At 71.0% G+C, this 25114-nt stretch carries 21 protein-coding genes and 1 pseudogene; 10 read left to right on the forward strand and 12 right to left on the reverse strand.

The features are described 5' to 3' along the window. Positions 1–222 precede the first annotated feature (222 nt). The 4 genes from ACX9TP_RS05640 (at position 223) to ACX9TP_RS05655 (ending at position 5228) form a co-directional block, all read left to right on the forward strand. Positions 223–777, forward strand: a complete 555-nt coding sequence (locus tag ACX9TP_RS05640; protein WP_482978686.1) for a chalcone isomerase family protein — start codon at positions 223–225, stop codon at positions 775–777. A 128-nt stretch (positions 778–905) separates the two neighbouring features. Next, positions 906–1685, forward strand: a complete 780-nt coding sequence (locus ACX9TP_RS05645) for an OmpA/MotB family protein (protein WP_482978687.1) — start codon at positions 906–908, stop codon at positions 1683–1685. A 51-nt stretch (positions 1686–1736) separates the two neighbouring features. Next, positions 1737–4358, forward strand: a complete 2622-nt coding sequence (locus ACX9TP_RS05650; RefSeq protein ID WP_482978688.1) for a TonB-dependent receptor — start codon at positions 1737–1739, stop codon at positions 4356–4358. Positions 4359–4361: 3 nt separating this feature from the next. Further along, positions 4362–5228, forward strand: a complete 867-nt coding sequence (locus ACX9TP_RS05655; protein WP_482978689.1) for a hypothetical protein — start codon at positions 4362–4364, stop codon at positions 5226–5228. Between the two features lie 35 nt (positions 5229–5263). On the opposite strand, the gene ACX9TP_RS05660 is transcribed toward ACX9TP_RS05655, so the two are convergent. Together ACX9TP_RS05660 and ACX9TP_RS05665 are read right to left on the reverse strand one after the other, a co-directional pair. Then, positions 5264–5767, reverse strand: a complete 504-nt coding sequence (locus ACX9TP_RS05660) for a hypothetical protein (RefSeq protein WP_482978690.1) — start codon at positions 5765–5767, stop codon at positions 5264–5266. 121 nt (positions 5768–5888) lie between these two features. Next, on the reverse strand, positions 5889–7145 hold the full coding sequence (locus ACX9TP_RS05665; protein WP_482978691.1) for an Hsp70 family protein: 1257 nt from the start codon (positions 7143–7145) through the stop codon (positions 5889–5891). A 165-nt stretch (positions 7146–7310) separates the two neighbouring features. Here ACX9TP_RS05665 and ACX9TP_RS05670 point away from each other — a divergent pair, with 165 nt between their 5' ends. Then, positions 7311–8165 carry a hypothetical protein gene (locus tag ACX9TP_RS05670; RefSeq protein ID WP_482978692.1) on the forward strand — a complete coding sequence of 285 codons (855 nt, stop codon included), beginning with the start codon at positions 7311–7313 and terminating at the stop codon, positions 8163–8165. Positions 8166–8282: 117 nt separating this feature from the next. Here ACX9TP_RS05670 and ACX9TP_RS05675 read toward each other — a convergent pair whose 3' ends face one another. From ACX9TP_RS05675 to ACX9TP_RS05705, 7 genes are all read right to left on the reverse strand, one after another. Further along, a complete protein-coding gene (locus tag ACX9TP_RS05675; protein WP_482978693.1) occupies positions 8283–9182 on the reverse strand; it encodes a CHAD domain-containing protein in 900 nt (299 codons plus the stop codon). Further along, complete coding sequence (locus ACX9TP_RS05680; RefSeq protein WP_482978694.1) at positions 9183–9722, reverse strand: inorganic diphosphatase; 540 nt, start codon at positions 9720–9722, stop codon at positions 9183–9185. Positions 9723–9790: 68 nt separating this feature from the next. Continuing rightward, the gene (locus tag ACX9TP_RS05685) at positions 9791–10294 is read right to left on the reverse strand and encodes a hypothetical protein (RefSeq protein WP_482978695.1); all 504 of its coding nucleotides are present in this window, start codon (positions 10292–10294) and stop codon (positions 9791–9793) included. 77 nt (positions 10295–10371) lie between these two features. Further along, positions 10372–11001 (reverse strand): glutathione S-transferase family protein, encoded by a 630-nt coding sequence (locus tag ACX9TP_RS05690; protein WP_482978696.1) that lies wholly within the window; start codon positions 10999–11001, stop codon positions 10372–10374. Further along, positions 10998–11840, reverse strand: coding sequence for an SDR family oxidoreductase (locus tag ACX9TP_RS05695; protein WP_482982367.1), 843 nt, complete (start codon positions 11838–11840; stop codon positions 10998–11000). Before ACX9TP_RS05695 ends, ACX9TP_RS05690 begins: the two co-directional genes overlap by 4 nt. A 118-nt stretch (positions 11841–11958) precedes the next feature. Beyond that, complete coding sequence (gene dps / locus ACX9TP_RS05700; RefSeq protein WP_482978697.1) at positions 11959–12507, reverse strand: DNA starvation/stationary phase protection protein Dps; 549 nt, start codon at positions 12505–12507, stop codon at positions 11959–11961. Positions 12508–12600: 93 nt separating this feature from the next. Further along, positions 12601–13992, reverse strand: a complete 1392-nt coding sequence (locus ACX9TP_RS05705) for a flavin monoamine oxidase family protein (RefSeq protein ID WP_482978698.1) — start codon at positions 13990–13992, stop codon at positions 12601–12603. Between the two features lie 407 nt (positions 13993–14399). Between ACX9TP_RS05705 and ACX9TP_RS05710 the strand changes: the two genes are divergently transcribed. After that, positions 14400–14891, forward strand: coding sequence for a DUF4442 domain-containing protein (locus ACX9TP_RS05710; RefSeq protein ID WP_482978699.1), 492 nt, complete (start codon positions 14400–14402; stop codon positions 14889–14891). On the opposite strand, the gene ACX9TP_RS05715 is transcribed toward ACX9TP_RS05710, so the two are convergent. After that, complete coding sequence (locus ACX9TP_RS05715) at positions 14885–16690, reverse strand: carboxypeptidase regulatory-like domain-containing protein (protein WP_482978700.1); 1806 nt, start codon at positions 16688–16690, stop codon at positions 14885–14887. The two genes, ACX9TP_RS05710 and ACX9TP_RS05715, sit on opposite strands and share 7 nt — an antisense overlap. Before the next feature lie 759 nt (positions 16691–17449). Here ACX9TP_RS05715 and ACX9TP_RS05720 point away from each other — a divergent pair. Both ACX9TP_RS05720 and ACX9TP_RS05725 read left to right on the forward strand, forming a co-directional pair. Next, positions 17450–18340: a ferrichrome ABC transporter substrate-binding protein gene (locus ACX9TP_RS05720; RefSeq protein WP_482978701.1), complete on the forward strand. Its 891-nt coding sequence runs from the start codon at positions 17450–17452 to the stop codon at positions 18338–18340. A gap of 213 nt (positions 18341–18553) precedes the next feature. After that, positions 18554–18631: pseudogene (locus ACX9TP_RS05725) on the forward strand (hypothetical protein); the annotation flags it as partial. A gap of 924 nt (positions 18632–19555) precedes the next feature. Here ACX9TP_RS05725 and ACX9TP_RS05730 read toward each other — a convergent pair. Then, positions 19556–20011, reverse strand: a complete 456-nt coding sequence (locus tag ACX9TP_RS05730) for a rhodanese-like domain-containing protein (RefSeq protein WP_482978702.1) — start codon at positions 20009–20011, stop codon at positions 19556–19558. A gap of 142 nt (positions 20012–20153) precedes the next feature. On the opposite strand from ACX9TP_RS05730, the gene pdxR reads away from it, so the two are divergent. After that, positions 20154–21635, forward strand: a complete 1482-nt coding sequence (pdxR, locus tag ACX9TP_RS05735) for a MocR-like pyridoxine biosynthesis transcription factor PdxR (protein ID WP_482978703.1) — start codon at positions 20154–20156, stop codon at positions 21633–21635. Between the two features lie 4 nt (positions 21636–21639). Here pdxR and ACX9TP_RS05740 read toward each other — a convergent pair whose 3' ends face one another. Next, positions 21640–22779, reverse strand: coding sequence for an esterase/lipase family protein (locus tag ACX9TP_RS05740; protein ID WP_482978704.1), 1140 nt, complete (start codon positions 22777–22779; stop codon positions 21640–21642). Between the two features lie 133 nt (positions 22780–22912). On the opposite strand from ACX9TP_RS05740, the gene ACX9TP_RS05745 reads away from it, so the two are divergent. After that, complete coding sequence (locus ACX9TP_RS05745; RefSeq protein ID WP_482978705.1) at positions 22913–24991, forward strand: S46 family peptidase; 2079 nt, start codon at positions 22913–22915, stop codon at positions 24989–24991. The last annotated feature ends 123 nt before the right edge of the window (positions 24992–25114 follow it).

The following is a 25114-nucleotide window of genomic DNA, read 5'->3' on the forward strand; positions in this document are numbered from 1 at the left end:
CGCGAGGCCCTCTCCGTTGCGCACAGGTGTCCTGGATGTCGCCCCGCCGTGTTACGGGAGTTGGGTGTGTTCACCGTCCTGGCACCCGAGGTGTGCCGCGCTTCACCACCCGTGGTCCCCGTCCACTGCCGCACAGCCCCCGGGTTTCAGACGGTGGCGGTCCGGAGCGTCCGTGTGCACCGTTCGCGGTACCGGATTGAGAGGGGTTCGGGGGTCGGACGCATGAGAACTCAAGCGTGGCGCACAGGTGCGCGGTGGCTCGTGCTCGGCATGGTGCTCGCCGTGGGCACGGCCCGAGCGGGCGAAAAGCAGGTGGGCGGCGTCGACATGCCGGACACGCTGACGCTGCAGGGGCGCAGGATTGCCCTTGCGCACATGCAGCTGCAGAAGCGCCTGTTCTTCAAGGTCTACGTGTGGAGCCTCTACCTGGAGAACCAGCCGCGCAGCGCGTCCGAGGCCATCTCCTCCAACTCCGTCAAGCGCCTCCACTTCCGCTTCCTGCGCAACATCAGCCGCGAGCAGCTCGTGGGCAGCCTGCGCGACGGCCTCCAGAAGAACCCGGACCTGCGACAGGGGCCCATGGCCGACCACCTGAGCGTCATGCTGTCGTCGCTCAAGGATGTCCGGAAGGGCGAGGACCTCGTCATCACCTACCTGCCCGGCTCCGGGCTGGAGATTGGCGGCGGCGCCAGCGGCGGGGCCTTCATCCCCGGCAAGGGCTTCGCCGACGCCCTCTTCTCCGTGTGGCTGGACGCCCACCCCATCTTCCCCCGCTGAGCCCGGGAGGGTGTCCGGCAGGCGGGCAGTCGTTTGCGTTCAAAATAATGTAGAGGTTCTTCCTGACCCGGGCCGTCGCTGGCGGTAGTCTGGCGGCGCACTCACTGCTGTCGGGAGGACACGTACATATGCGGACACGGCTGGTTCTGGCGGCTCTCGTCGCGCTCTCCACGGGCTGCGTCTCGAAGGGGAAGTTCGAAGCCAAGACGCTGGAGGCGGAGCAGCTCGCCAAGGGGCTCAATGACGAGAAGGGCGCGCGTGCGGCCGCCGAGGAGAAGGTGAAGGCGCTGGAGGCGGAGCGGGACGCGCTCACCGCCCGGCTCACCACCGCCGAGTCGCGCCTGGGCGCCGCGGCCGCGGAGCGCCGCTCCCTGCAGGAGCAGCTCGCGCAGCTCCAGGCCCTCAACGACGAGCTGGCCCGCAACAGCAAGCAGCTGGCCCAGGCGAAGGCGGAGCTGGAGAAGAAGAGCTCCGAGTACGAGAACCTCGCACAGAGCCTCAAGCAGGAGATTTCCGACGGGAAGATTCAGCTGTCCGAGCTGAAGGGGAAGATGACCGTCCAGCTCAAGGACAAGATTCTCTTCGCGTCCGGCTCCGCGCGCGTGGGCAAGGAGGGCGAGGAGGCCCTGGCGAAGATCGCCGACGCCCTCAAGACGGTGCAGGGCAAGATTGTCCGCGTGGAGGGCCACACGGACGACGTGCCCACCGGCGGCGGGCAGTTCCCCACCAACTGGGAGCTGAGCCTGGCGCGCGCCATGGCGGTGGTGCGCAGCCTCCAGGACGCCGGCGTGGACCCCACGACGCTGTCCGCGGCGGGTTATGGCCAGTACCAGCCCATCGCCGCGAACGACTCGCCGGAGAATCGTTCGCTCAACCGGCGAATCGAAATCGTGCTCGCGCCCAAGTAACACCCCGGACGCAGGGACGTATATGAGGGGCCCGGCCTTGCCCCGCCCCTCATGAAAACACTCGCCCTCGTCCTCTGTCTCCTCGCCGCCGAAGCCCGGGCCCAGGTGCCCCCGTCTCCGGAGGACGCCGGCACCGTGGATGCCGGTGTCCCCACGGGCGTGCTGACGAAGCCGCCCGCCCTGCTGCGCCAGGTGGAGGCCCCGTACCCGCCGGACGCCGCCGCCCAGCAGCTCGAGGGCACGGTGGTGATGTTCATCGACATCTCGGAGACGGGCGCCGTCACGAATGTCGAAATCACCCAGCCCGCCGGCCACGGCTTCGACGAGGCGGCGGTGGAGGCGGTGAAGCAGTTCCAGTTCGAGCCCGCCGAGGTGGACAACGTCCCCGCCCCGGTGCGCATCCAGTACGCCTACCAGTTCGTCTTCCGCCCGGCCCCGCCGCCGGAAGGCCCCGACGGCGGCGCCGCCACGTCCGAGGCCCCCGTGAATTTCAGCGGCCAGGCGCTGGAGCGCGGCACGAGAGACCCGCTCAACGGCGCGGAGGTGGTCCTGCCGGAGCTCGACCTGTCCTCCGTCACGGACGCGGAGGGGCGCTTCTCGTTCCGGGGCGTTCCCCCGGGCACCCACGAGGTGCTGGTGGTGCAGGGCGGGTACGACCGCTTCCGCACGAAGGAGACGATTTCGGAAGGGCAGCAGACGCGTGCCACGTACTACGTGCGCAAGCGCATCTTCAGCCAGTACGAGACGGTGGTGCGCACGGAGCGCGAGCGCAAGGAGGTGACGCAGACCTCCATCCAGGTGGCCGAGGTGCAGCGCATCCCCGGCACGCAGGGCGACACGCTGAAGGTGGTGCAGAACCTGCCCGGCGTGGCGCGCCCCGCCTTCAACGGCGGCCAGCTCATCATCCGCGGCTCCAGCCCGCAGGAGTCCGGCGTCTTCCTCGACGGCCAGCGCATTCCGCTGCTGTACCACTTCGGCGGCCTCACCTCCGTGTACAACTCGGAGCTGCTGGAGGCGGTGGACTACCTGCCCGGGAACTTCTCCGCCTACTACGGGGACCTCACCGGCGGCGTCATCAACGTGCGCAGCCGCGAGCCGCGCATGGACCGCATCCACGGCACCGTGGGCGTCAGCCTGATTGAGTCCAACGCGGTGATTGAAGGGCCGATTACCGAGACGCTGGGCTTCGTGGTGGGCGGCCGGCGCTCGTACATCGACCTGGTGCTGGGGCTGGTGCCCGAGGGCGACAATGGGCCCAGCCTCCAGGTGGCCCCGCGCTACTACGACGCGCAGCTCAAGCTGGTGTGGAAGCCCCTGCCCAGGCACACCTTCTCGCTGCAGGGGCTCACCTCGCGCGACAGGCTGGGCCTCGTCTTCGACCGGCCGTCGGACAATGACCCCACCGTCACCGGCGACCTGGACGTCACCACCGGCTTCAACCAGCTGCGGCTGCGCCACCAGTACCGCGGCGACGCCCTCACGCTGGACACGCAGGCGCTGGTGGGCAACACGCTCCTCGAGTTCGGCATCGGCGAGCGCGGCCTGCGCATCGCCTCCACGGACGTGAATCTGCGCTCCACGGCCGAGTACGCCTTCGGCGAGGCGCTCACGCTGGCCGGCGGCGTGGACGTGGTGAGCAACTTCGCGCACGTCACCGCGCGCATCCAGTCCCCGCCGCGCGAGGGCGAGCCGCCCACCCCCACCGTCACCGACGAGCTGCTCGTCACCGACGGAGACTACGTCCAGTACTTCCCTTCCACCTGGGTGGAGGCGCGCTGGCGGCCCATCAAGGACCTGCTGGTGGTGCCGGGCCTGCGCGCCGAGAGCTACGTCTTCACGGACCAGACGTCGCCGCAGCGCACCCTCAACCCGCGCCTGGCGGTGCGCTACGCGCTCACGGAGACGGTGTCGCTCAAGGGCGGCGCGGGCGTCTACCACGGCCCGCCCATTCAGGACGAGCCGAGCGTGGCCTTCGGCAACCCGGACCTCGCGGCGAAGCGCTCGCTCCAGTACGGCCTGGGTGCGGAGTGGCAGCCGAGGCCCGAGTGGTTCTTCAGCGGCGAGGTCTTCTACAACGACCTGGATGGCCTCATCGTCCGCTCCACCGACACCGTGGAGCGGGACGGCGAGCAGGTGCCGGAGCGGCTGAAGAATGGCGGGGTGGGCCGCATCTACGGCCTGGAGGTGCTGGTGCGCCGCTCGCTGACGGACCGGCTCTTCGGGTGGATTTCCTACACGCTCAGCCGCAGCGAGCGCCGCGACGCGCCCGGCGCGGACTGGCGCCTCTTCGACAATGACCAGACGCACGTGCTGACGGCGATTGCGTCCTACAAGCTGCCCAGGGGCTGGGAGGTGGGCGCGCGTCTGCGCTTCGCCTCGGGCAACCCCACCACGCCCGTCACCGGCGCCGTGCGCGACGACGTGAATGACGTCTTCGTGCCCCTCTACGCGGCGGTGAACTCGGTGCGGCTGCCGTCCTTCAACCAGCTGGACATCCGCGTGGACAAGAACTTCGTCTTCGAGCGGTGGACCCTGAACGTCTACCTGGACCTGACGAACGCCTACAACAACCCGGCGGTGGAAGGCATCGCCTACAACTACAACTACTCGCAGAGCGCGTTCTTCGAGGGGCTGCCCATCCTCCCGATTCTCGGCGCCAAGGGGAGCTTCTAGCGCATGCGCCCGTCCATCCTCGTCCTGCTGGCCGCGCTCCTGGCCGCGTGTGGTCCCGACCTCGAGCTGCAGAGTGAAATCCGCCGCGTGCGCGTGCTCGCGATTCGCGCCGAGCCCGCGGAGCTGGTGTTGGACCCGGACGCCACCACGCTCCCGGGCCCGATGACGTTCGACGCGCTGGCCGTCTCCGCGGACGCGCGCCCCGTCACCGTCAGCTACGCGCTGTGCCGCTTCACCGGCAACCCGTACGACGGTCGCTGCCCGGGGGACAACGGCGTCCCGCTGCCGGATGGCGTGCTGTCGCTTCAAGACGCCAACGTGCAGGCGGTGCTGGCGGAAGCCCTGCAGGCGGCCAACCCCGACGGAGGCCCGGTGGACCCGGGAGACCCGGCGCTGCTCGAGGCGCTCCAGGAGGGCATTCCCCTCTTCGTCGGCTACGAGGCCACGGACGGCACCGGCACCCCCGAGGGCACCGAGCGCGGCGTGCGCCGCGTGACGCTGCGGGCGGCGGCGGTGCCCAACCAGAACCCGTCGGTGGCGGACGTCCTCTGGGAGGGCGCGCCGCTGGCGGGCCCGCTGCCGGTGGGCACGGAGGTGACCTTCCAGCCGGTGCTCACGGAGGGCAGCGCGGAAGTCTACGAGGCCGAGGACGGCCCGCGCACCGAGCAGGTCTTCTACAGCTGGTTCGCCACCGGCGACGGCGAGGTGAAGGAGTTCCGCTCGATTGAGTCGGTGGACGGCAGGCCGGGCGACCCGACGTCGAAGTACGAGACGCCGGCCACGCCCCAGCGCGTCACCTTCTGGGTGGTGGCGCGCGACGGGCGCGGCGGGGTGGGGTGGCTGAGCCGCACGGTGGACGTGGGCCCGTAGGCGTCAGTCGTGGCGCGGGGGCTGGAGCGGGCGCCTCACAGCCACTTCAGCGTGTAGCGCACGGTGTTGCCCTTGCGCTCCACCGTCTCGGTGGTGACGAGCTTGCCGAAGCCGAAGAACAGCCCGCGGAAGTAGCCCACCATCAGCGAGGGCGGCAGCTTCGACTGGCTCTCCATCACCACGGTGTCCTTCGTCAGGGACACCGTGCGCACGGCATCCTCGGGGGGCGCGTTCTTCACCACGGCCACCGACAGCGCGTTGAAGTCCTTGAAGACCTTCTCCAGCGTGTCGAAGCCCTGGGCCTTGGTGAGGTGGAAGGTCTTGTTGATGGAGGCCTGGCCGAGCGCCGTCATGGTGGTGTCACCCAGCTTCGCGTGCAGGTCCTGAATCATCTGCACGTAGTCCTCCATGGGGTACCAGACGTCGTCCTTCATCTCCGCGATGCGCTTGCGGTGCTGGGGGAAGAGCAGCGTCGCGGTGGCGTCGAGCATGGAGCTCATGACGGCCTTGCAATAGGCGCCCAGAATCTGACCAGCCATGTGGTGTGTCCGCCTTCGCGCGAGGGGGGCGCGAAGGACATCCCTTTGTGCAGGATGATGACGCACGCGCCGGGACGGGCGGAATGAGTCCGCCCGTACTCGCCCTGAGTCCGCCTGCTCCTCAGGACGTCAGATGGGCCGACGCACGTCCGAGGCCCTCGGCCACCGAGGTGAAGGCATCCGCGGTGCGCACGCGCTCCTCGCCGAAGCGGCGCACGTAGAGTTGACGCACCGCGGGAATCTGCGACGAGCCGCCGGTGAGGAACACCGCGTCGATGGCCTCCGCTTCGGGATGGCGGGCGAGCAATCCCTCGGTGCACTGTTGCAGCTCGTCGAGCAGGGGCTTGCTGAAGGCGTCGAACTCGGCGCGGGTAATCGGCTCGTGGAGCTGGATGCGCCCCTCCTCGAAGTCCACCGTCGCCTGCTCGTCGCGGGACAGGCGCACCTTGGCCGCCTCAATCGCGCGGAAGAGCCGGTAGCCCAGGTTGTCCATGACGAGGTCGTGGAGCGCCTGGATTTCCGCCTTCTTGTCGCTCGTCTCGAGCATCGTCTCGAGGAGCTCCTGGGTGGACTTCTCGCGGATGAAGGACATCTCGTGCCAGGAGAGCAGCTTGGCCATGACGTGCTGGGGGATGGGCAGCCGCTTGTCGCTGAAGCCGCGCACGCGGTACGTGGAGCCGGCGCCGAAGCGGGGCAGCAGCTTGTGGCGCATGATTTCGGCGTCGAAGCGGTCTCCACCGATGCGCACGCCGGTGGAGCCCACCACGTCGGGGCGGCGGTCCACGTTGCCGCGGCGCGAGGGCCCCAGGCGCATGAGGGTGAGGTCGGTGGTGCCGGCGCCGAAGTCGGCCACGAGGACGAGCTCGTCGCGGGTGAGCTGGGCCTCGTAGGCGAGCGCGGCGGCGATGGGCTCGATGAGGAACTGCACCTTCTGGAAGCCCGCCAGCTCGGCGGCGCGGAGCAGGCGCTGCTGGGCGAGCGCGTCCGCCTCCGGGTCCGGGGTGAAGACGGCGGGGCGGCCGAGGATGACGGCCTCCGGGGGGCCGCCCATGTGGGCGCCGGCGGCCTCGCGCACGCGGCGCAGGAGGACGGCGACCAGCTCCTCAATCGTGTACGTGCGCCCCCGCACCTGGGTGGCGCGGAAGGAGTTGGAGTGGAGGAAGGACTTCACGGACTGGATGAAGCGTCCGGTGTTGTCCTCGAGGTAGCGCTGGATGGCGTCTGCGCCCGCGTAGATTTGCTGCTCGTCGTCCGGGAAGAAGAGGACGGAGCGGAACAGGCGCTGCTCCGAGGTGTGGGGCTGCAGGGGCAGCACCGTGCCGTCGGGCAGCGCCGCGGCGGTGTTGCTGGTTCCGAAGTCGAGTCCGCAGGCACGCATGGGGGTGCGCCCCTTACCGTCAAAACCCTCCCAAGGGTAGCGCCGCGTGGAGGGGGCTGCCTGCTGGTGACCGGGCGGGTTGGCGGGCGCATGCCTTGGATGTGGGTTGGTTCCGCCGGAGGCCTCGCCATCTTTGCGCTGTCACTTTCACGACAGGAGACATCCATGAAATTCCGCGCGGGGTGGTTGATGGCTGGGGCGGCGGCGCTGGTGCTGGGCGCAGGCTGTGAGGAACGGAGCAAGAGCAGCACGGAGCAATCGGGCGAGCAGGCGTCCGCGAGCAACCAGGTGGAGCAGGCGCAGGAGCGCTCGGAGAACGCCTTCGACAAGGCCCGCGACTCGCAGGAGGAGGCCAGCGAGCAGCAGAAGGAGGCCGCCAACGCGCAGGCGGAGCTGCAGAAGAAGCAGCAGGAGCTCCAGGAGGCCCAGGCCCGCGCGGGACAGGAGTCGCAGCAGGCCCAGCAGGCGCAGGAGTCCGCCCAGCAGCAGACGCAGTCGGCCCAGCAGGAGGCGCAGTCGGCCCAGGCCAGCGCGCTGGAGGCCCAGAAGAAGCAGCAGCAGGAGCTGTCGCAGACGAACCAGCAGATGCAGCAGCAGGCTCAGCAGCAGTCCGAGCAGCTCCGCCAGCAGGCGCAGCAGCCGGTGGCCGCGGCGCCCGCGCCGTCCCAGCCCTCGCAGCAGCAGCAGCAGCAGCAGCCGGCCCAGGCGCAGGGCTCCGAGCAGCAGATTGTCGGTGAGGTGCTGAACTCGAGCGAGCAGGAGGTGCTGCTCAGCTCGCGGGGTGAGCCGCAGCTGCGCCTGCAGATTGGGCCCCAGACGCAGGTGACGGTGGACGGCCGTCAGGCGAGCGCGGCGGACATCCAGGAGGGCAGCCAGGTGCGCGCCTCGTACCGCACGGACCAGGGCAGCGGCGAGCCGCAGGCGGTGCGCATCGAGGCCACGTCGCAGGTGCAGCCCACCGCGCCGGCCACGCCGGAGAGCGGCGAGTCGTCTCCGGGCGCGCCCGCGCAGCAGCAGTAGGCGTCAGGACACCCGCGCCCCGCTCGGACTCCCACGTGGAGCCCGGCGGGGCGCTGTGCGTGCCTCGCGAGGGCGGGGCCTCGCGCCGAGGCCGCGGCGTCGGCCCGCACGTTTCCGTCACGCGAGCATCCGGCGCAGCCGCCGGGGAATCTCCTCGGAGTGCCAGCGCTGAACCTCGCGGGCAATCTCCTTCGCCCGCTCCGCGCGCTCGTCCCGGACGTGCGGCAGCAGCGCCCGCGCGGCCTTGCGCTCCTTCGGCCCTGCCTCGGCGGCGAGCCGCTCGAAGAGCTCCAGTCGCACGTCCGCATCGTGCAGCTCGCCCAGCCCGTCCTGCAATGGGACGAGCACCTCCAGCATCGCGTCCATCGTCCGGCGGAAGGCGGGCTGGAAGATTTCCAGCTCGTAGCGCAGCTTCTTCAAGTCCTTGCGCAGCGCATGGGCGGACTCCGCGTCCGGCGCGTCCGCGTACGCGTCCATGAGCTTGCGCACGGAGCGCACCCGCGCGCGCAGGTGCTTGCGCACCCGGCGGCCGCCGAAGCGGTGCGCGTCATCCAGCGCCTCCGCCTTCTCCAACAGCCGCGGCACCGTCCGCTTCACCCAGCGCTGCAGCTCCGCGTGCAGCCGGCGCTCCTTGTCGTCCAGCGAGGCCAGCCGCGCGTCGCGCAGGGCCGCCACGCCCGCGCGCGTCCCGGGCTTCTCCTTCTTCAGCTTGCTGGCCGCGCCCTCCAGCCACGCCGCCTGCACGTGCAAGTCCCTCACGTCCCCCAGCGCGTCCTGGAGGCGCTTCACGTCGCGCTCCAGCTTCTTCAGCCCCCCGAGGGAGCGGAACACCTGGAGCGCCGCGCGCAGGCGGCGGGTGGCCACGCGCATGTCATGGACGGACTCGTCGTCGACGCCGTCCTTGAGCCCGGCCTCGGGCTTGCGCACGTCCGCGAGCCGCCCCGCGAGCAGGCGCCGCGCGGCGTGTCCCAACTGGCTGTCGGGGCCCAGCCCCCGGATGGGTGTGGGGTGTGCCACTCAGCCCTCCGTGAGCGCGTACTGCCGCAGCATCCGTTCCGCGCCCTCCGGCCCCTCCCACCCGAGGATGCGCGCGTCCTTGTCCGCGAAGTGCACGGCGGCGAGGAAGAAGTGCTCCAACTCGTCGCGCTCGCGCTTGGAGAGCTGTTGATAGGTCTGCAGGTGCTCGGCGCGGGTGGAGGAGACGGGCACGGCGAGGATGCGGTCATTGCGCTCGCGCTCGCCGGGCTTGCCGCCCCTCTTCTTCTGGTCCACCTGCAACACGCCGAGCGCGCGGCTGGGCAGCACCACGCCGGGCCACGTCGTGTCGTCCCAGTACACCATGACGTCCAGCGGGTCCCCGTCCGGCCCCTTCGTGGAGGGGATGAAGCCCCAGTCGAAGGGGTAGCGCAGCCCGCGCGTCAGGGGCCGGGAGATGGAGAAGGCCCCCAGCGTCGGCTCGTACTTCAGCTTCACCGTCGAGCCGCGTGGCGACTCGACGACCACGTGGAAGGCGCCATTCTGCCCGCGCAGGGGCATGCGGGTGAGGTCCGTCACCATATGAAGGGAAGGTTGAGCGCCTCGGTGCCAGGGGCAACCACCCACCCCTCGGCCCCGAGGAGCGCGGCCTACCAGCCAGGGCCTGGAGTCTCCAGGGGTGGCGCCGCGTCCAGGAGCTTGCGCGTGGCCCGCGCCGCGGCCAGCCCGCCCAGCGTGTACCAGGCGACGGTGAGCAGCGACGTGGACGTCCGCGCGCGAGCAGGCCCTCGGCCCAGCCCCAGGTACGGCGGCAGCACCACCGCGCCCAGGCCCGCGAGCACCCCCAGCACCGCCCCGCGCAGGTACGGCCGCTTCGGCCGGCCCAGCGCCACCAGCGAGTAGAAGAGACTGTTGGTCAACACATCCCCCGCGAGCGACTGCCGGTGCAGGCGCTGGCCATGCGCGGGCCTGCCGCCGAACCAGCGGATGCCCTTCTTCAGGGCGCGCTTGCCCAGCACATCCATCCGGGGTGGGTGCTCCAGCACGCGGCGGGCACCCTCGTGGACGAGCGTCAGGGACGTGGCGCCCACCAGCCCCGGCCCGAGGGCGCGGAGCAGGAGGCGGGGACGCGAGGGGACAGACGGTTCCATCATGCGCTTCAAGCTACGCACCGGACTTCCGCCGCCCCGCGCCCGCCCCGCCTGCCCGCCCGCCCTGCACCCGGGCGTCGCTACTTCTTCAGCTCCGGCACCTTCATGCCGCGCTGCACGGCGGGACGGCTGCCCACGCGCTGCAGGTACTGCGGGACGTTGCGCAGGCCCTGGAAGATGTCGGGGTTGTACTCGCGCGCGCCCGCCACCCACGGGTAGATGGCGCAGTCCGCGATGGAGAACTTGCCCGCCACGTAGTCCCCGTGGCCCAGCTGCGCATCCAGCACGCCGAGGATGCGCTTGGATTCATTGCGGTAGCGCTCAATCGCGTGCGGCACGTACGCCTTGCTGAAGCGCGTGAAGTAGCCGAGCTGCCCGAACATGGGGCCCAGGCCGCCCATCTGGAACATCAGCCACTGCGTCACCTCGGCCTTGCCGCGCGGGTGCGAGGGCAAGAGCTTGCCCGTCTTCTCCGCGAGGTAGAGCAGGATGGCGCCCGACTCGAAGATTGTCAGCGGCCGGTGGTCCACCGGCGCGTGGTCGACGATGGCCGGAATCTTGTTGTTGGGGTTGACGGCCAGGAACTCGGGCTTGAACTGGTCACCCTTGGTGATGTCCACCACCTTGACGTTGTAGGGCAGCCCCATCTCTTCCAGCGCGATGGACACCTTGCGCCCGTTGGGCGTAGCGAACGTGTACAGGTCAATCATGCCTTCACTCCCGTGAGCTCTGCGCTCACCTGCCAGAGCCGCTCGGCGAGGGCGTCATCCCGGGCCGCGGAGGACGCCTTCTTCGGGCGGCACTTGTAGAAGTACTCCCCGGACACCGACTCCACTTCGGGCGAGGACGCCAGGTAGATGGACGTCCGCGCCCCCTTCTCCGCCGAAATCATGAACGGCGTGCCCAGCTTGACGAGCTGGCGGAAGAAGCCCTTCGTGTTGTGGCCGAAGCCCGTGCGCACCATGCCCGGGTGCAGGGCGTTGACCGTCACCCCCGTCCCCTTCAGCCGCTTCGCCAGCGCGCGGGTGAACAGGATGTTGGCCAGCTTGGACGTGCCGTACACGCGGAAGGCGACATAGCCGCGCTCGCTCTGGAGGTCCGCGAAGTCGACCTTGCCGGCGAGGTGGGCATCGGAGGAGACATTGATGATGCGCGACGGGGCACTGGCCTTGAGCACGTCCAGCAGCAGGTGCGTCAGGAGGAAGGGCGCGTAGTGGTTGGTGGCCATGGTGGCCTCCAGCCCGTCCCCCGTCACCTCGCGCCGGTCCAGGATGAGGCCCGCGTTGTTGAGCAGCACGTCGAGCCGCGGGTAGCGCGCCTTGAAGGTGGCGGCCAGCTCGCGCACGGACTGGAGCGAGGTGAGGTCGGCCTTCAGCCACTCCACCTTCGCGTCGGGGGCGGCGGTGCGCACGGCGCTGACGGCGGCCTCGGTGCGCGTCGCGTCACGGCCCACCAGCACCACCGTGGCGCCCAGGCCCGCCAGCGCCTTGGCCGCCTCCAGGCCGATGCCGCCGGAGGCCCCGGTGATGAGGCAGACCTTCCCGTCCATCCGCGTCTGTGAAGTCAAAAAGGCGTCCTCCGTCGCGAGAGGACGCCTTCTATACGCCGGAGCAGGCCCGCGCGCTCGCCCAACCGCGAGCGCGGCGGTGGCTTCTGCTCATTGCCCGTCAGGCGTTGGGAGGCCGGGTGACGGCGTCGTCCCCCACGTCCGCGCCGCGGCGCACGTTGGCGCGCGCGTCGCCGTGCAGGTGGCTCTCCAGGAACCACAGGTCCAGCTCCACCTGGCCCAGCGTCTGCGTGAGCAGGTCCGCGGTGACGGGGTCATTCAGCTCCTCGGAGCGGTGGATGCCGTTGCGGATGCTGGCCCCGTAGCGCGCGAAGCGGTCCACCAGGGCGCGCAGGTGCGAGTCGCCGTCCACGGCCTGCAAGTCGTACTCGGGCAACTCGCTGTTCTTCGCGGCGAGGCGGATGGTGCCCTCGGCGTAGCCGCCCAGGGTGCCGGCGCGCTCGGCGAACTCGTCCGCCTGCTTGCGCGCGTGCTTGGCCAGCTCGTCGAACAGCTCGTGGCGGCTGTAGAAGTGCTTGCCGCGGATGTTCCAGTGGGCCTGCTTTATCTGCCAGTGCAGGTCGATGGAATCCGCCAGCAGGGTGTTGAGGACATCGATGAGCTCCTCGCGAGCGTCGGCGGGGAGATTCACGTGACTGGGAAAGTTCATGTTCCGGCCTCCTCCAGAGGGCTTCCCAAGGGTGGGGATGGCCCGTGGGGACGCCAATCCACGCCGCGATGGCTGGAGGGCGGGCGGCCGGGCCTAGACGGCGCCTCCCCGGGCGGGCGCGTCCCCGGGCGCGGCCAGCCGTGCGGACAGCTCCGTGGCCGCGCGCTCGCCCGACTCCACCGCGCCGTCGATGTAGCCGCAGCCTTCGATGGCCGTCTCCGTGCCCGCCCAGTGGACGCGGCCGAAGGGCGTGCGCAGCGCCTCTCCAATGGCGGTGAGGGTGCCGGGGCGGGGGAGGCCCACGTAGCAGCCCTTGCTCCAGGGCTCGGCCACCCAGTCCAGGTCCGCGACGGCGGTGGGCTTCAGGGCCTGGGGGCCGAAGAAGCGCGCGAAGGACTCCAGCGCCGCGCGTTGCCGTTGCTCCGGGGGGCGCCCCGTCCACGCGCGCGCCGTCTCCCCGAGGAAGAAGCCCACCAGGGCGGGGTGGTGGCCATCCGCGCCGCAGTCGTCGAAGCACAGGCGCACGGGGCCGGTGTCGCTCACGGCCTCGCCGGAGAAGCCGGCCTCGCGCCAGAAGGGGCGCTCGTACGTGGCCACCACCTTGAGGGTGCTGCCCATGGGGATGTCCGCGTGGGCGCGGCGGCGGCCGGCGGGAAGGGCGGCGCCGAAGTCGATGCGCTCGGCCAGCGCGGGAGGCACGGCGACCACCGCGTAGCGCGCGTGCCACGTCCGGCCGTCCTCGGCGGTGACGGTGACGCCGTCCGCGTCCTGGAGCACGGCGCGCACGGGAGTGGAGAGGTGGACGCTTGTGCCCAGCTCCGAGGCCATGCGGAGGCTGAGCGTCTGGGCGCCACCTTTGAAGCGCTCGGCCTGGGCGCCGCCCTCGATGGTGGTGAGGGGCATGAGGCCGTTGTTGGAGTGGACGTAGAAGAGGAAGTGGAGGAACGACACCTCCGAGGGCTCGGCGGCGAAGACGGCGCGGGTGGCGATGTCGAGCGCGGCGCGGGCGCCCCACGTGGGCACGTGGCGTTGCTTCCACTCCTCCAGGGTGAGGGCGTCCCACTCGGCGGCGCGGGGGGCGGCGTCCGGGCGCTCGCGGGGGACGCGCTTGGACAGGCCGTCCAGCTTCCAGATGATGCGCTGGAGGTCCAGCAGCGACAGCAGCGGCAGCGACGGCACCTGGCCGCGGTAGGTGCGCAGCTCCCCGCGCACGTCGAGCACCTTGGTGCCCTGGTGGTGCTGCGGGAAGCGCTTGAGGCCCAGCTCGTCCGCGAGCCGCAGCACGTGGCGCTGGTGGGGGCCCACCCACTGGCCGCCGAGGTCCACGGCCTCGCCGCCGAGGGACTGCGTGAGCGTGCGTCCACCGACGCGCTCCCGGGCTTCGAGGACGGCGATGGAGAACCCGGTCCGCGAGAGCGCCCGCGCGGCGGTGAGCCCCGCCACGCCCGCGCCCACGATGACGACATCCGCTCCGCTCGCGTCCATGTGTCCTCCGGGGCGGGACTCTATGCCGGGCGCGAGAGGCCGGGGCCAGCGCGACGTACGAATGCAACGCGGTTTCAGGATGCGGGTGAACGGGCGGGCGCAAGCGGCCAGGGCCGGCGCGATGGACGAACGCGATGCGGTTTCAGGAGCCTGGAGGGGGCGCGCACGCCGGGAATGCGGGCGCGGAGTTGGCCACCGTTCTGGCGGGGAATGGAGCGGGCGCCCGGGGCGGTAGCATGGCTTCGGATGGCCGGAGAGGCGCTGGCACGAATGCTGGCAAGGGCGCGCGGTGCGAGCGTCACGGGGCGTTCGCACCGGACAGGGGGTGTCGGGTGGCCATTCAGGGGCCGCGCGACGCCCGTGCTGGCGCTACGATGGTGCCCCTTCGTTGTGGATGGTGAGGAGCCATGCTCGCGCTCGACCTCGTGGAACGGCTGCGCCAGGTGTCGCCAGCGGCGGCGAATGCCCTGATGACGGTGGCGGTGAAGAACATCATCCCGCTGTCGGCGGTGATGGGCTTCAAGGTGGAGGAAGCGTCCGACGCGAGGACCCGCGCGTCCGTGCCGCTCAAGCGGCGCACGCGCAACCACGTGGGCGGCGTGTACCTGGGCGTGCAGGTGACGGTGATGGAATTGACGATGGGGCTGTGGCTCTTCCGTCGCTTCCCGCCGGGTCGCTACAACGCGCTGGTGGACAAGGTGGAGGTGTCCTTCCACGCCAAGGCGAAGGGCGGCGTGCGCGCCATCTGCGAGCCACCCGCCGAGGTCTTCACCACGCTGGACGCCGCCCTCCGCGAGAAGAACGACAAGGCCCGCGAGTGGGTGCCCGTGCGGCTGGAGGACTTCGAGGGCAGGCACATCGCGGACGCACGCTTCCTCGCGGTCCTCAAGCGCTACTGAGGCGTGGGCATTTCGGGCAGCCTGCGTGCGCCGTCGCCCTCGAAGCGGACCTGGACGACCTGCCGCCCCCGGCCGTCGACCTGGACGACCTCGCGGTAGAGGAGCAGGCCCGGGCCGTCGTCGCTCGGGTTCGTGGCGAAGACGGTGTAGGGCCCCGGCACCAGCTCGCTGAAGTCGTTCTGCGACTCGTAATAGATGATGCCGCCCGAGTATTGCTCCCGCATGTCCGTGCTCGTGTTCTTGAGCAGCGGGTACTCCACGAGCTCGACCCAGCCCGGGACGTCGGCGGGCCAGTCGTGCGCGCCGGCAACGACGAAGATGGAGTCGTAGTGCGTCGACTCGGGGAGCAGCACCCGGAGTCGCCCGGTGCCTTGCGTGGGCTGGACCACGACCGGAGTGCTGTTCTCGGGGGAGGCCTGCACGCGCACCGGGGCGAAGCGGTGCGGGACGCGCGGTCCCGTCCGACTCTTGAGGGGCTTGTGGGTGACGCGGACCTCGTAGCTCCCCGAGGGCACGCCGTGGCTCACGCGGCCCGCGTCGTCCGTGAGCAGGGTGAGGCTGCCCCACGTGCCCTCCGCGGTGACCTTCATGCCCGGGAGCGGCGCTCCCTGCGCATCCTTCGCGAGGACCTCCAGGCGGGAGTCCTCCGTGGGGAAGCGGACCTCGACCTTCCCCTCCTTCCCGGGAGGAACGCGCAGCCGCAGGAGCCGCTCGTCCCACTGCGCCCGGAGCGTCACCTCCCGGCCCACAGGTACCGGCCCGAGGGAGAACCGGCCGGAGGCATTCGTGCTCCCCACTGCGGGGCCGCCCCTGGAGCCCTCCCAGCTCGCGCGGAGGCTCACCGACTCCACCGCCTTGCCATCCGGGCCCACCACGTGCCCCGTGAGCTCGCGTCCCCGCTCGAGCACGATGTCCGGCAGTTCCGCGTGCAGTGACTTCAGGCCGAGCAGCGGAAGTTCCTGGGGCACGAAGCCGGCGGACTCGATGTGGCTGAAGCAGGCGGACCCGAGCTGGAAGCGCCCCTTGGGGTCGCGCACGCGCATCGAGCCCACCTCGAAGCTCTTGAGCGGATTGCCTTGCGCGTCGACCACGCGGCCGGCGGCGCTCCTCACGCAGCGGGGGGCCAGCACGAGGTCGACCGCGGAGTTGCCCGTCCGAGCCGTGGCATCACCCAGGCCCGCCTCGTGCTGGATGTGGAGCCCGTACTCGCCTTCTCGAAAGGGCTCCAGCGTGAAGCGGCCCTCGGCGTCCGTCGTCGCGGTTGCCAGCTCCCGGGGCCCGGACGTATTGCGGAGGAGGTCGCCATCCAGCGGCACGGAGGGGTAATGCTGCCGGGCCTCCACGGTGGCGCCGGGCACGGGTTGCCCATCCAATCCCCGCACCCGTCCCGAGATGGATGGCGCGGACCGTGGCGCGAAGCGGAGCTCCACGCGCGCATCGTCCGGGCCGGGGCTCGCGTCGAGCTCCTGCCACACGTAGCGCTGGAACCGCTTGCTCTCCATCCAGAAGGCCAGCACCCGATAGCGGCCGGGTGGGGGCGCCGCGTGGCCGGTCTCTCCATGGTCGTTCGTCTGGAGCCAGAGGTTGGTGGCGTCCAGCGACTCGGGGACGACCTGCACATGGCTGCCCGGAAGGGGCGCTCCGTCGGGGCCGAGCACGCGGACCTGGAGCGCGCGTGGGCCCTCCAGCCGTGCACCGGCAGCTGGCACTCCCGCGTCATCAGTGGGTGGGGCGCCAGTCGAGCAGGACGCCAGGGCGGGCAGGAGCAACGCGAGCAGGACACGGAGGAAGGACCGCATGCGGTTGACTCTAAGCGGGACTGCCCATGGACGCGGACCCCCGCTGCATGCGCGGCTCACAAGAAACCGCATGCGGCCGGCGCCAGGCGGGACTGACGGGGGCCGCGGACCGCGCTGCGTGCGCGGCTCGCAAGAAACCACATGCGGCCGACGCCAGGTGGGACTGACGGGGGACGCGGACCGCGCTGCGTGCGCGGCTTGCAAGAAACCACCTGCTGCTCATCCCAGGCGGAGATGCGGACCGCGCCCGGCTCGTGGCTGCCTGCGGTCGACCGACCTCGCGCTGGCCTTCCAGGGTAGGGAAATGGTCGGGGCAGCACGCGCACCTGGGAGCGGGCTTGGACGCGCGGGTATGTGTCTCGCGGAGAGCGGCAGGTCAGGTCGACGCAGAGCCCGGCAGGCAGGACGGCTCGCCGGGTCAACATCCAGACCTTGGGGCGCTTCACGCGGGTGGCCTGTCGAGGCAAGCTGACTCCCGTGTCACGTCGCTCCAGGCTGGGCCTCACACTGCTGCTCTCGGTGCTCCTGCACGCAGCGCTCTTCTTTGCGCTGTCGCGGGTCCCGTCCGCCCGGCTCCCGGGGCAGGCCTCGGTGCAGGTGGTGGAGTTGGAAATCCTGCACGCGTCCCCGAAGACGACGGTGCCGGCTGCTCCCGGCGCGACCGTGCAGCCCCCCGACCGTGTGGTCACCCCTCCTCGACGACAGGTCAAGCGCCCGACATCATCGGAAACGGGGACGCCCGCTCCCCAGGTTGCGACCGTGCCCCCGGAATCCAGCGCTTCCCGGCAGGACACGCCTTCGGAAGTGGAGTCCGGGCAGGACGGCGCGAACGCAGGGGCGCGCCTGAAGTCGGACATACCGTATGCCTCGGCGGCGAAGCGCAAGGCGGCGGAGCGCGAGGCAGCGGAGCGTGCGGCGGCGGAGGAGCACGCGGCGGCGGAGTGGTCCATCCAGGTGCCGGGGAACCTGCTGGGGGAGGGGCTGACGGGAAAGCCGCCCTCGACGGGACGGACGTTGCGCAACACGGGACAGGAGCCTGACCCGCAGGTCATCGCACGGCAGCAGGCGGAGGAGGCGCGCGAGAAGGTGGATGGCTGGGCCCGGGACTCGCTGGCGGCGGCGCGCGCGGAGAGCGGAGCGCCCTCGCCGTACTTCGCGAAGCTGCAGAAGGACTTCTCGAAGGAGCTGGTCAACCCACCGCCGCCGGACCTGAAGGTGCTTGCCTCGCGGATGAAGCGCGAGCAGGTGGAAGCCATCGAGCGTTTTGGCAAGACGGGCACTCCCTATGCCCCGAAGGAGCGAGACCATCGCCTGGAGCAGCGCAACCGGTTTCAGGCCGCCGTGGAAGCGGGACGCGCCGCGAACATGTTCATGGTGGACGTCACCGAGCCCATCCTCGCGCTCGCCGCCGTCGTCGAGGTCCGCCAGGCCCGCGACGGGAAGGTGCTGGACCTGCAGGTGATTGAAGGCTCCGGCGACCCGAGGTTCGACGAGTGGGCCGTCTCCCAGCTCCGCCAGGCCCTCGCCCGGGCGGACGCCCCCGACGACGGCGGCGTGGGCATCCACGACGACGGGATGCGGAGCCGGTGGCGACTGAAGGAGTTCCTCGGCAACCCGAGGGTGCAGATCCACCTGATTGGCGTCTACTGACCCAGGGCCGAAGGAAGCCCGCCGGGTCCACGCCTGTCCGCACCGCGTGAGCTGCTTCCTCCCGAGCCGCCGCCACCGGTTGCTCACCCCATGTCAGACCCACCCGGTAGACAGGAGCGCCTGGAAGGAACGTTCCTTCCAGCCGTGAGTCGCCCGGAGGGGCGGGGGAGGGGAAGGGGCATGGGGATCCTGGAGCAGATGCGTGCCGACGCGATGTGCGAGGCGGCGGGATTGCTGGCGCGTCGCGGGTACGAGCACGTGCAGGCCTCGGAGCTGGCGCGGGCGCTGCGCATCTCGGTGGGCACCCTCTATCGGCGCTACGGCAGCAAGCACGGCTTCGCGCTGGCGGTGCGGGACTTCGCCGAGAATTGCCTGTGCATCCGGGCGCGCAGTGGCTTCGAGTGCCTGCACGACAGGCAGGACACGGACTTCCGCGAGGCCTTCTTCTCCTTCTGGTGGGAGCTGGTCAGTGCGGCCCTGGAGGAGCCCGGCCTCTTCGCCTTCACGTTCCTGCACTGGCACCCGCACGTCCCGGGTCCTCATGCGCGCTACGCTCTCTCGCCGTACGTGCCGCGCTCCCTCGGGCCGCTCCCGTCCTCCGCTCCCGCGACGTCGTATGCGCCAGCCACCTTCGATTCGGATGCGCTGGAGCCGTATGCCCCGGATGACTCCGGGTCCGATGCCCTGGATTCATCTGCGCCAGACGTCCCTGATGCAGATGACCCGAGGCCACGCTCGCCCCAGTCCTCCAGGCCTCGCGCGCCTCGTGCCCTGGGAACGCAGTCTCACGGCAGGGCGGCGAGGGCGCTGGTGCGCGAGATTCTGGAGAAAGGCGAGCGTGAGGGGGCGCTGGCTCCAGGAAGCGCCCGCGCGGGCGAGGGCCTGGTATGGGGCGCGCTGCTGGAGCTCGTACGCGCGCCGGCCGAGGAGGGCGTGCAGGTGACTGAAGCCGAGGTCCTCGCCTCGGCCACGGTCCTCTGGCGGGCCCTGGCTCCCGCTGCGGACTCGGGACCTCAGGGCACGGAGACTCCTCCTCCTGCAGGTACCCTCCAGTCCCCCACGATGCCTGACGGACCCGCGGCAGCGCCTTCGCAGACGCCGCGGGAGCCGATGGCTGGCGCGTCTCTCCTGAGTGAAGCAGCCACGGTGAGGTGTCAGCGGGCTCCAGGCAACGCCCTCGCCCGTGCCGTCTCCTACCGCGCCTCGAGGCTTGAATCAGGTGTCGCCGCGGTGCGTGTACACGGGCGTGCCTCGCGGGGCCGTGCCCTCGGTGGCATGGCCCTCCTTCACCCAGTACTCGATGCCGCCAATCATTTCCTTCACGCGGAAGCCCAGGGCGGCGAAGCGCGCGGCCGCCTTGGTGGAGCCGTTGCAGCCCGGTCCCCAGCAGTAGGTGACGATGACGTCGTCCCTGTTCAGGTGCGCCGTCGTCTCCGCGCTGATGGTCCGCGAGGGGAGGTTGAGCGCACCGGGCACGTGGCGCTCGGCGTAGGCCTCCTTCGCGCGCACGTCCACCACGACGAAGCCCTTCTTGCCACGCTCCAGGTCCAGGTGGACGTCGGCGGGGTCTGTCTCGACGGACAGCTTCGCGAGGAAGTGACGCCGGGCCTCCTCGGGGGCGGCGGCCGGGGTTTCGAGGACGAAGGAGAACGGGGTGGCGACAGCGGTCATGACGAGACCTCCAGGGACTTCGACGCGGGGAAATGTGCCCTCGGAGTGGTCCTTCGGAAAGCTCCATTTCGTGCCACGGGCATGGGCCATTATGGCGGTGGAGACGGTTGCCTGAAAGTCTGGGCCCTGGCTTCATGGCGCCATGCCGAAGCGGGCCGCCGGGGTGTCACTTCCCTTCCTGCAGCCGGACACGGGAGGAGGGGAGCCCCTCCACCGTCAGCTCTACGAGCGCCTGCGGGAGGCCATCCTCTCCGGTGCGCTCGCGCCGCGCAGCCGGCTGCCCTCCACGCGCACGCTGTCGCGCGAGCTGGGCGTCTCGCGAGGCACGGTGGAGGGCGCATTCGCACAACTGGACGCGGAGGGCTTCCTCGAGCGGCGCGTGGGCTCCGGCAGCGTGGTGGCCCTGCCCGAGCATGCGCGTCTGCCCCGCGGCGTCACCGTGACGCCGGGTCGTCGGAATGGCGTCCCGGCCCGTCCGGGCCTGTCACGCCGGGGCCAGCGGCTGGCTCGCGACGTGCTCCCTCCCGAGCCCCGCGACGTCCAGCCCTTCACCCCGTGCCTGCCCGCGCTGGACCTCTTTCCCACGCGCTTGTGGGGACGCGCGGTGGCGAAGCAGGTCCGGCTGCTCGGACCGGAGTTGATGACAGCGGGAGAGCCCGCGGGCTTCCGTCCGCTGCGAGAGGCGATTGCCGCGCACCTGGGCACGGCGCGCGGGGTGCGCTGTGCGTGGCGGCAGGTGCTCGTGCTCTCCAGCACGCAGCAGGCGCTGGACCTGTCCGCGCGGCTGCTGCTGGATGAAGGGGACGCGGTCTGGCTGGAGGAGCCCGGCTATCTCGGGGCTCGCGCCGCATTCGAGTCCGCGGGGGCGCGCGTGTTGTCGGTGCCGGTGGACGCGGAGGGGCTGCGCGTCGAGGTGGGGAGGCGTCGCGCGCCCGGGGCGCGGCTGGCCTACGTCACGCCGTCACACCAGTACCCGCTCGGCGTGACGCTGAGCCTCCCCCGGCGGCTGGCGCTGCTGGAGTGGGCCCGGGCCGCGAGCGCCTGGGTGTTCGAGGACGACTACGACAGCGAGTTCCGCTACGCCACGCGCCCGCTGGCGGCGATTCAGGGCCTGGATGTCGCGGGACGCGTCCTCTACGCGGGCACCTTCAACAAGGTGATGTTTCCCTCGCTGCGGCTCGCGTTCCTCGTCGTCCCGGAGGCGCTGGTGGACGCCTTCACCGCCGCGCGGGCCGCCACGGATGGCCACGCGCCGCTGCTCTCCCAGGCGGCCATGGCGCACTTCATGGAAGCCGGGCACTACGCCGCGCACCTGCGGCAGATGCGCCTGGCCTACGCCGAGCGCAGGGACGCGCTGCTGGATGCCCTGCGTCGCGAGGCTGGCGGGTGGCTGCGCCCCGGAGCGGCGGAGGCGGGCATGCACGTGACGACGTTCCTCGCGTCGGGCGCGCGGGACGAGGACGTCGTGCGGCGCGCGCAGGGGAGGCGGCTCGGGGTTCGCGGGCTGTCGCCGCTCTATCTGGGCCGCGACGCGGAGCAGGGGCTGGTGCTGGGCTTCTCCGGAGCGAGCCCCGCGGGACTGCGCGCGGCCGTGCGCGTGCTCACGCGGCTGCGGGACGGCTGAGCCTTCAGCGCCCCTCTCCCTCCATCAGGAAGTCCACGATGCTCTTCCACATGGCCTCGAACTGGGGCCGGCGGAAGCCGGAGCCGGAGATGAGCCAGTCCACGTGCGGCGGCTGGTGCGCCGGCTGGTCGAAGTGGCCAATCGCATCCAGGTGGTCCGCGCGCACCGCCGCCAGCACGCGGCCGTACACCTGCGAGCGCGTGGGGACGATGCCGTCACACGCCGTGGGCCCCGGCAGCGCCCCATAGGCCTGCACCAGGGCCGCCGTCTGCGCGGGCGTGTGCGGCGGCAGCGACGTCAGCGGCATCCGCTGCGTCTGCCCGTACACCAGCGCGTAGATGGTGTGCGTCAATTGCGCGTACGGGTCCAGCCCGGCGGCCATGCGCGTGCGGAACGACGGCGGCCGCGCCTGCGTCACCACCGAGCCGTACCGCACCCCGGGCCGGTCGACGGTGCTCGCGTTGAAGAGGTCGATGCCCTCCGGCGTGAGCTGCGGAATCAGCGACGTGTCGTTGCCCACGTCACTGAGGAACTTCGCCACCGCGTCCCGCCGCTCGGAGGAGAAGTCCCCCAGCAGCTGGTCATAGAGCTGGTCCAGCAGCGTGGGCTTCCACCCGAGGGTGTCGTCCACGCGCGCCAGCACGTGCCCGAAGCGGAACGCCACCCGCAGCGGCAGTCGCCCGTAGCGCAGCACGTACACCGTGAAGAGCGACAGCAGCTTCAATATCTTCTGGCCGAACAGGCCCATGAAGAACGTGGCCAGCGGCGTGCCCGCGTGCGGCGTGGACACCGTCACCACCGAGCGCACCCGCTGTGCGAAGGGCTCCAGGTCCAGCCCCTCCGCCAGCTGTGCCCCGGGGCTGACGAACAGCCGCGAGTCCAGCCCGCCCGTCGAGTGGCCCACGAGGTGGATGGGCCCGTCGTCGCCGGCCGCCGTCTCCTGCACGGCCTTCAGCAGGTCCGCCGTGCGCGTCCGGATGGAGGCCGTCGGGTGCGAGAGGACAATCGTCACCTCGGATTCCACCCCGCGGCGGGCCAGCTCCGCCTTGAGGTAGTCGTACGCGTGGCCGAAGTAGATGAGCTCGCCCAGGTTGATGAAGCCGAAGAAGCCAGGGACGAGGTAGACGTGGTGCTTCGCGGGCATTGCCCCCCACCATACCTGACGCGACGCGTGAAGCCCCGCCGGGAATGCGCCCCACGCATGGTGGTTGACGCGCGCCTGTCCTCATGACGAGAACGGGCTTCTACTCCCAGTCATTCCAGAAGGACGACCGCACGTGGACCGCAGACTGCTCGCACTCGGCCTGCTGCTGTCCCTCCCCGCCTCGGCGGACGAGGGCATGTGGACCTACGACGCATTTCCCTCGGAGGCCGTGAAGAAGGCCTACGGCTTCGCGCCCACGCAGGCGTGGCTGGACAAGGTCCGCCTCGGCTCGGTGCGGCTGGCCGGCGGCTGCTCCGCCAGCTTCGTGTCACCCGACGGCCTGGTGATGACCAATCACCACTGCATCCGGGCGTGCATCGAGGACCTGTCCTCGCCGAAGCAGGACCTGCTGGCGAAGGGCTTCGTGGCGAAGACGCCCGCCGAGGAGCGCCGCTGCCCCAAGGTGGAGGCCAACCAGCTGGAGAAGATGACGGACGTCACCGAGCGGATGAACGCGGCGACGAAGGGCCTTGCCGGCGCCGCCTTCAACACCGCGCTCAAGAAGGAGATGGCCGCGGCCGAGTCCGAGTGCGCCACCTCCGTGGACCGGCGCTGTGACGTGGTGACGCTCTTCAACGGCGGGAAGTACCACCTGTACCAGTACCGCCGCTTCCAGGACGTGCGGCTCGTCTTCGCGCCCGAGTTCTCCATGGCCGCCTTCGGTGGCGACCCGGACAACTTCAACTTCCCGCGCTTCGGCTTCGACGCGGCCTTCCTGCGCGTGTGGCAGGGCGACGCGCCGGCGAAGAGCCCGGACTTCCTGCCGTGGGCGAAGGAGGGCGCGAAGGAAGGGGACCTCGTCTTCGTCTCCGGCCACCCCGGCGGCACCGAGCGCAAGGCCACCGTGGCCGAGCTGGAGTTCCAGCGCGACGTCAACCTGCCGTACACGCTGCTCCAGCTCGCGGAGCTGCGCGGCATGCTGCGCGAGTTCGCCAGCACCTCGCCCGAGCGCTACCGCACCACGCGCTCGCGGCTGCGCGCCGTGGAGAACGGCCTCAAGGCGCTGCGCGGCCGGCAGCAGGCGCTGGCCGACCCGGCGCTGCTCGCGCGCAAGCGCCAGGAGGAGGCCGAGCTGCGCAAGAAGGTGGACGCCAACGCGCAGGTGAAGGCCGCCACCGCGGGCGCGTGGGAGGAGACGGCGCAGGCGCTCGACGCGTACCGCCGCATGCTCCCCCAGTACAAGATGAAGGAGGGCACGGACGCGTACCCCGGCGAGCTCTTCGCTATCGCCCGGCACCTGGTGCGCGCCGCCGAGGAGCAGCCCAGGCCCAACGCGGAGCGGCTGCGCGAGTACACCGATGCCCAGCTGCCCTCCCTGCGCCAGCAGCTGCTGCGCGACGCGCCCATCGCCGTCGAGCTGGAGCAGGCGACGCTGGCCTTCGGCCTCAACCGCGTGCGCGAGACGCTGGGCGCGGATGACCCCTTCGTGCAGCAGGTGCTCGGCCGTGAGGCCCCCGCGGACCTCGCCCGCGCGCTGGTGAAGGGCACGAAGCTGGGCGACGTGAAGGTGCGCCAGGCGCTGCTCGAGGGCGGCAGGGCGGCGGTGGAGGCGTCGAAGGACCCGATGATTCTGCTCGCGCGCAAGGTGGACGCGGAGGCCCGCGCGGTCCGCAAGCGCTACGAGGACACGGTGGAGGCGGTGCTCAAGCGCAACGGCGAGCGCATCGCCAAGGCGCACGTCGCGGTGTACGGCACCTCCGGCTACCCGGACGCCACCTTCACCCTGCGCCTCAACCACGGGCAGGTGAAGGGCTGGGACGAGAATGGCCGCGCCGTGGCGCCGCTCACCACCTTCGGCGGCGCCTATGCGCGCCACACCGGCAAGGAGCCGTTCAAGCTGCCGGACTCCTGGATGAAGGCGCAGGGCAAGGTGCCCGCGGCGACGCCGCTGGACGTGGCCACCACCAACGACATCATCGGCGGCAACTCCGGCTCACCCCTGGTGAACCGGGAAGGACGCGTGGTGGGGCTCATCTTCGACGGCAACCTGCACTCGCTCGGTGGCCGGTACGCGTACGTGCCCGAGACGAACCGCGCCGTCGCGGTGCACGGGGACGGCATCCTCGCCGCCCTGGAGCACATCTACGGCGCCACCCGCGTGGTGGGCGAGCTGCGCGCCGCCAGTGACGCCAGCGTCCCGCCCGCGAAGTAGGCTCCGGCTTCGGGATGCAGGAGGTCGGCTCCCGGGCCGGCCTCCTGCTTTCTCAAAAGTCAGAGGCATTAATCCCTCTCTCTGAAGCCGGGAGCGGGGTGGACAACTCGCCAAGGGGTGTCG

This window comes from Pyxidicoccus sp. M15 (assembly GCF_056858435.1).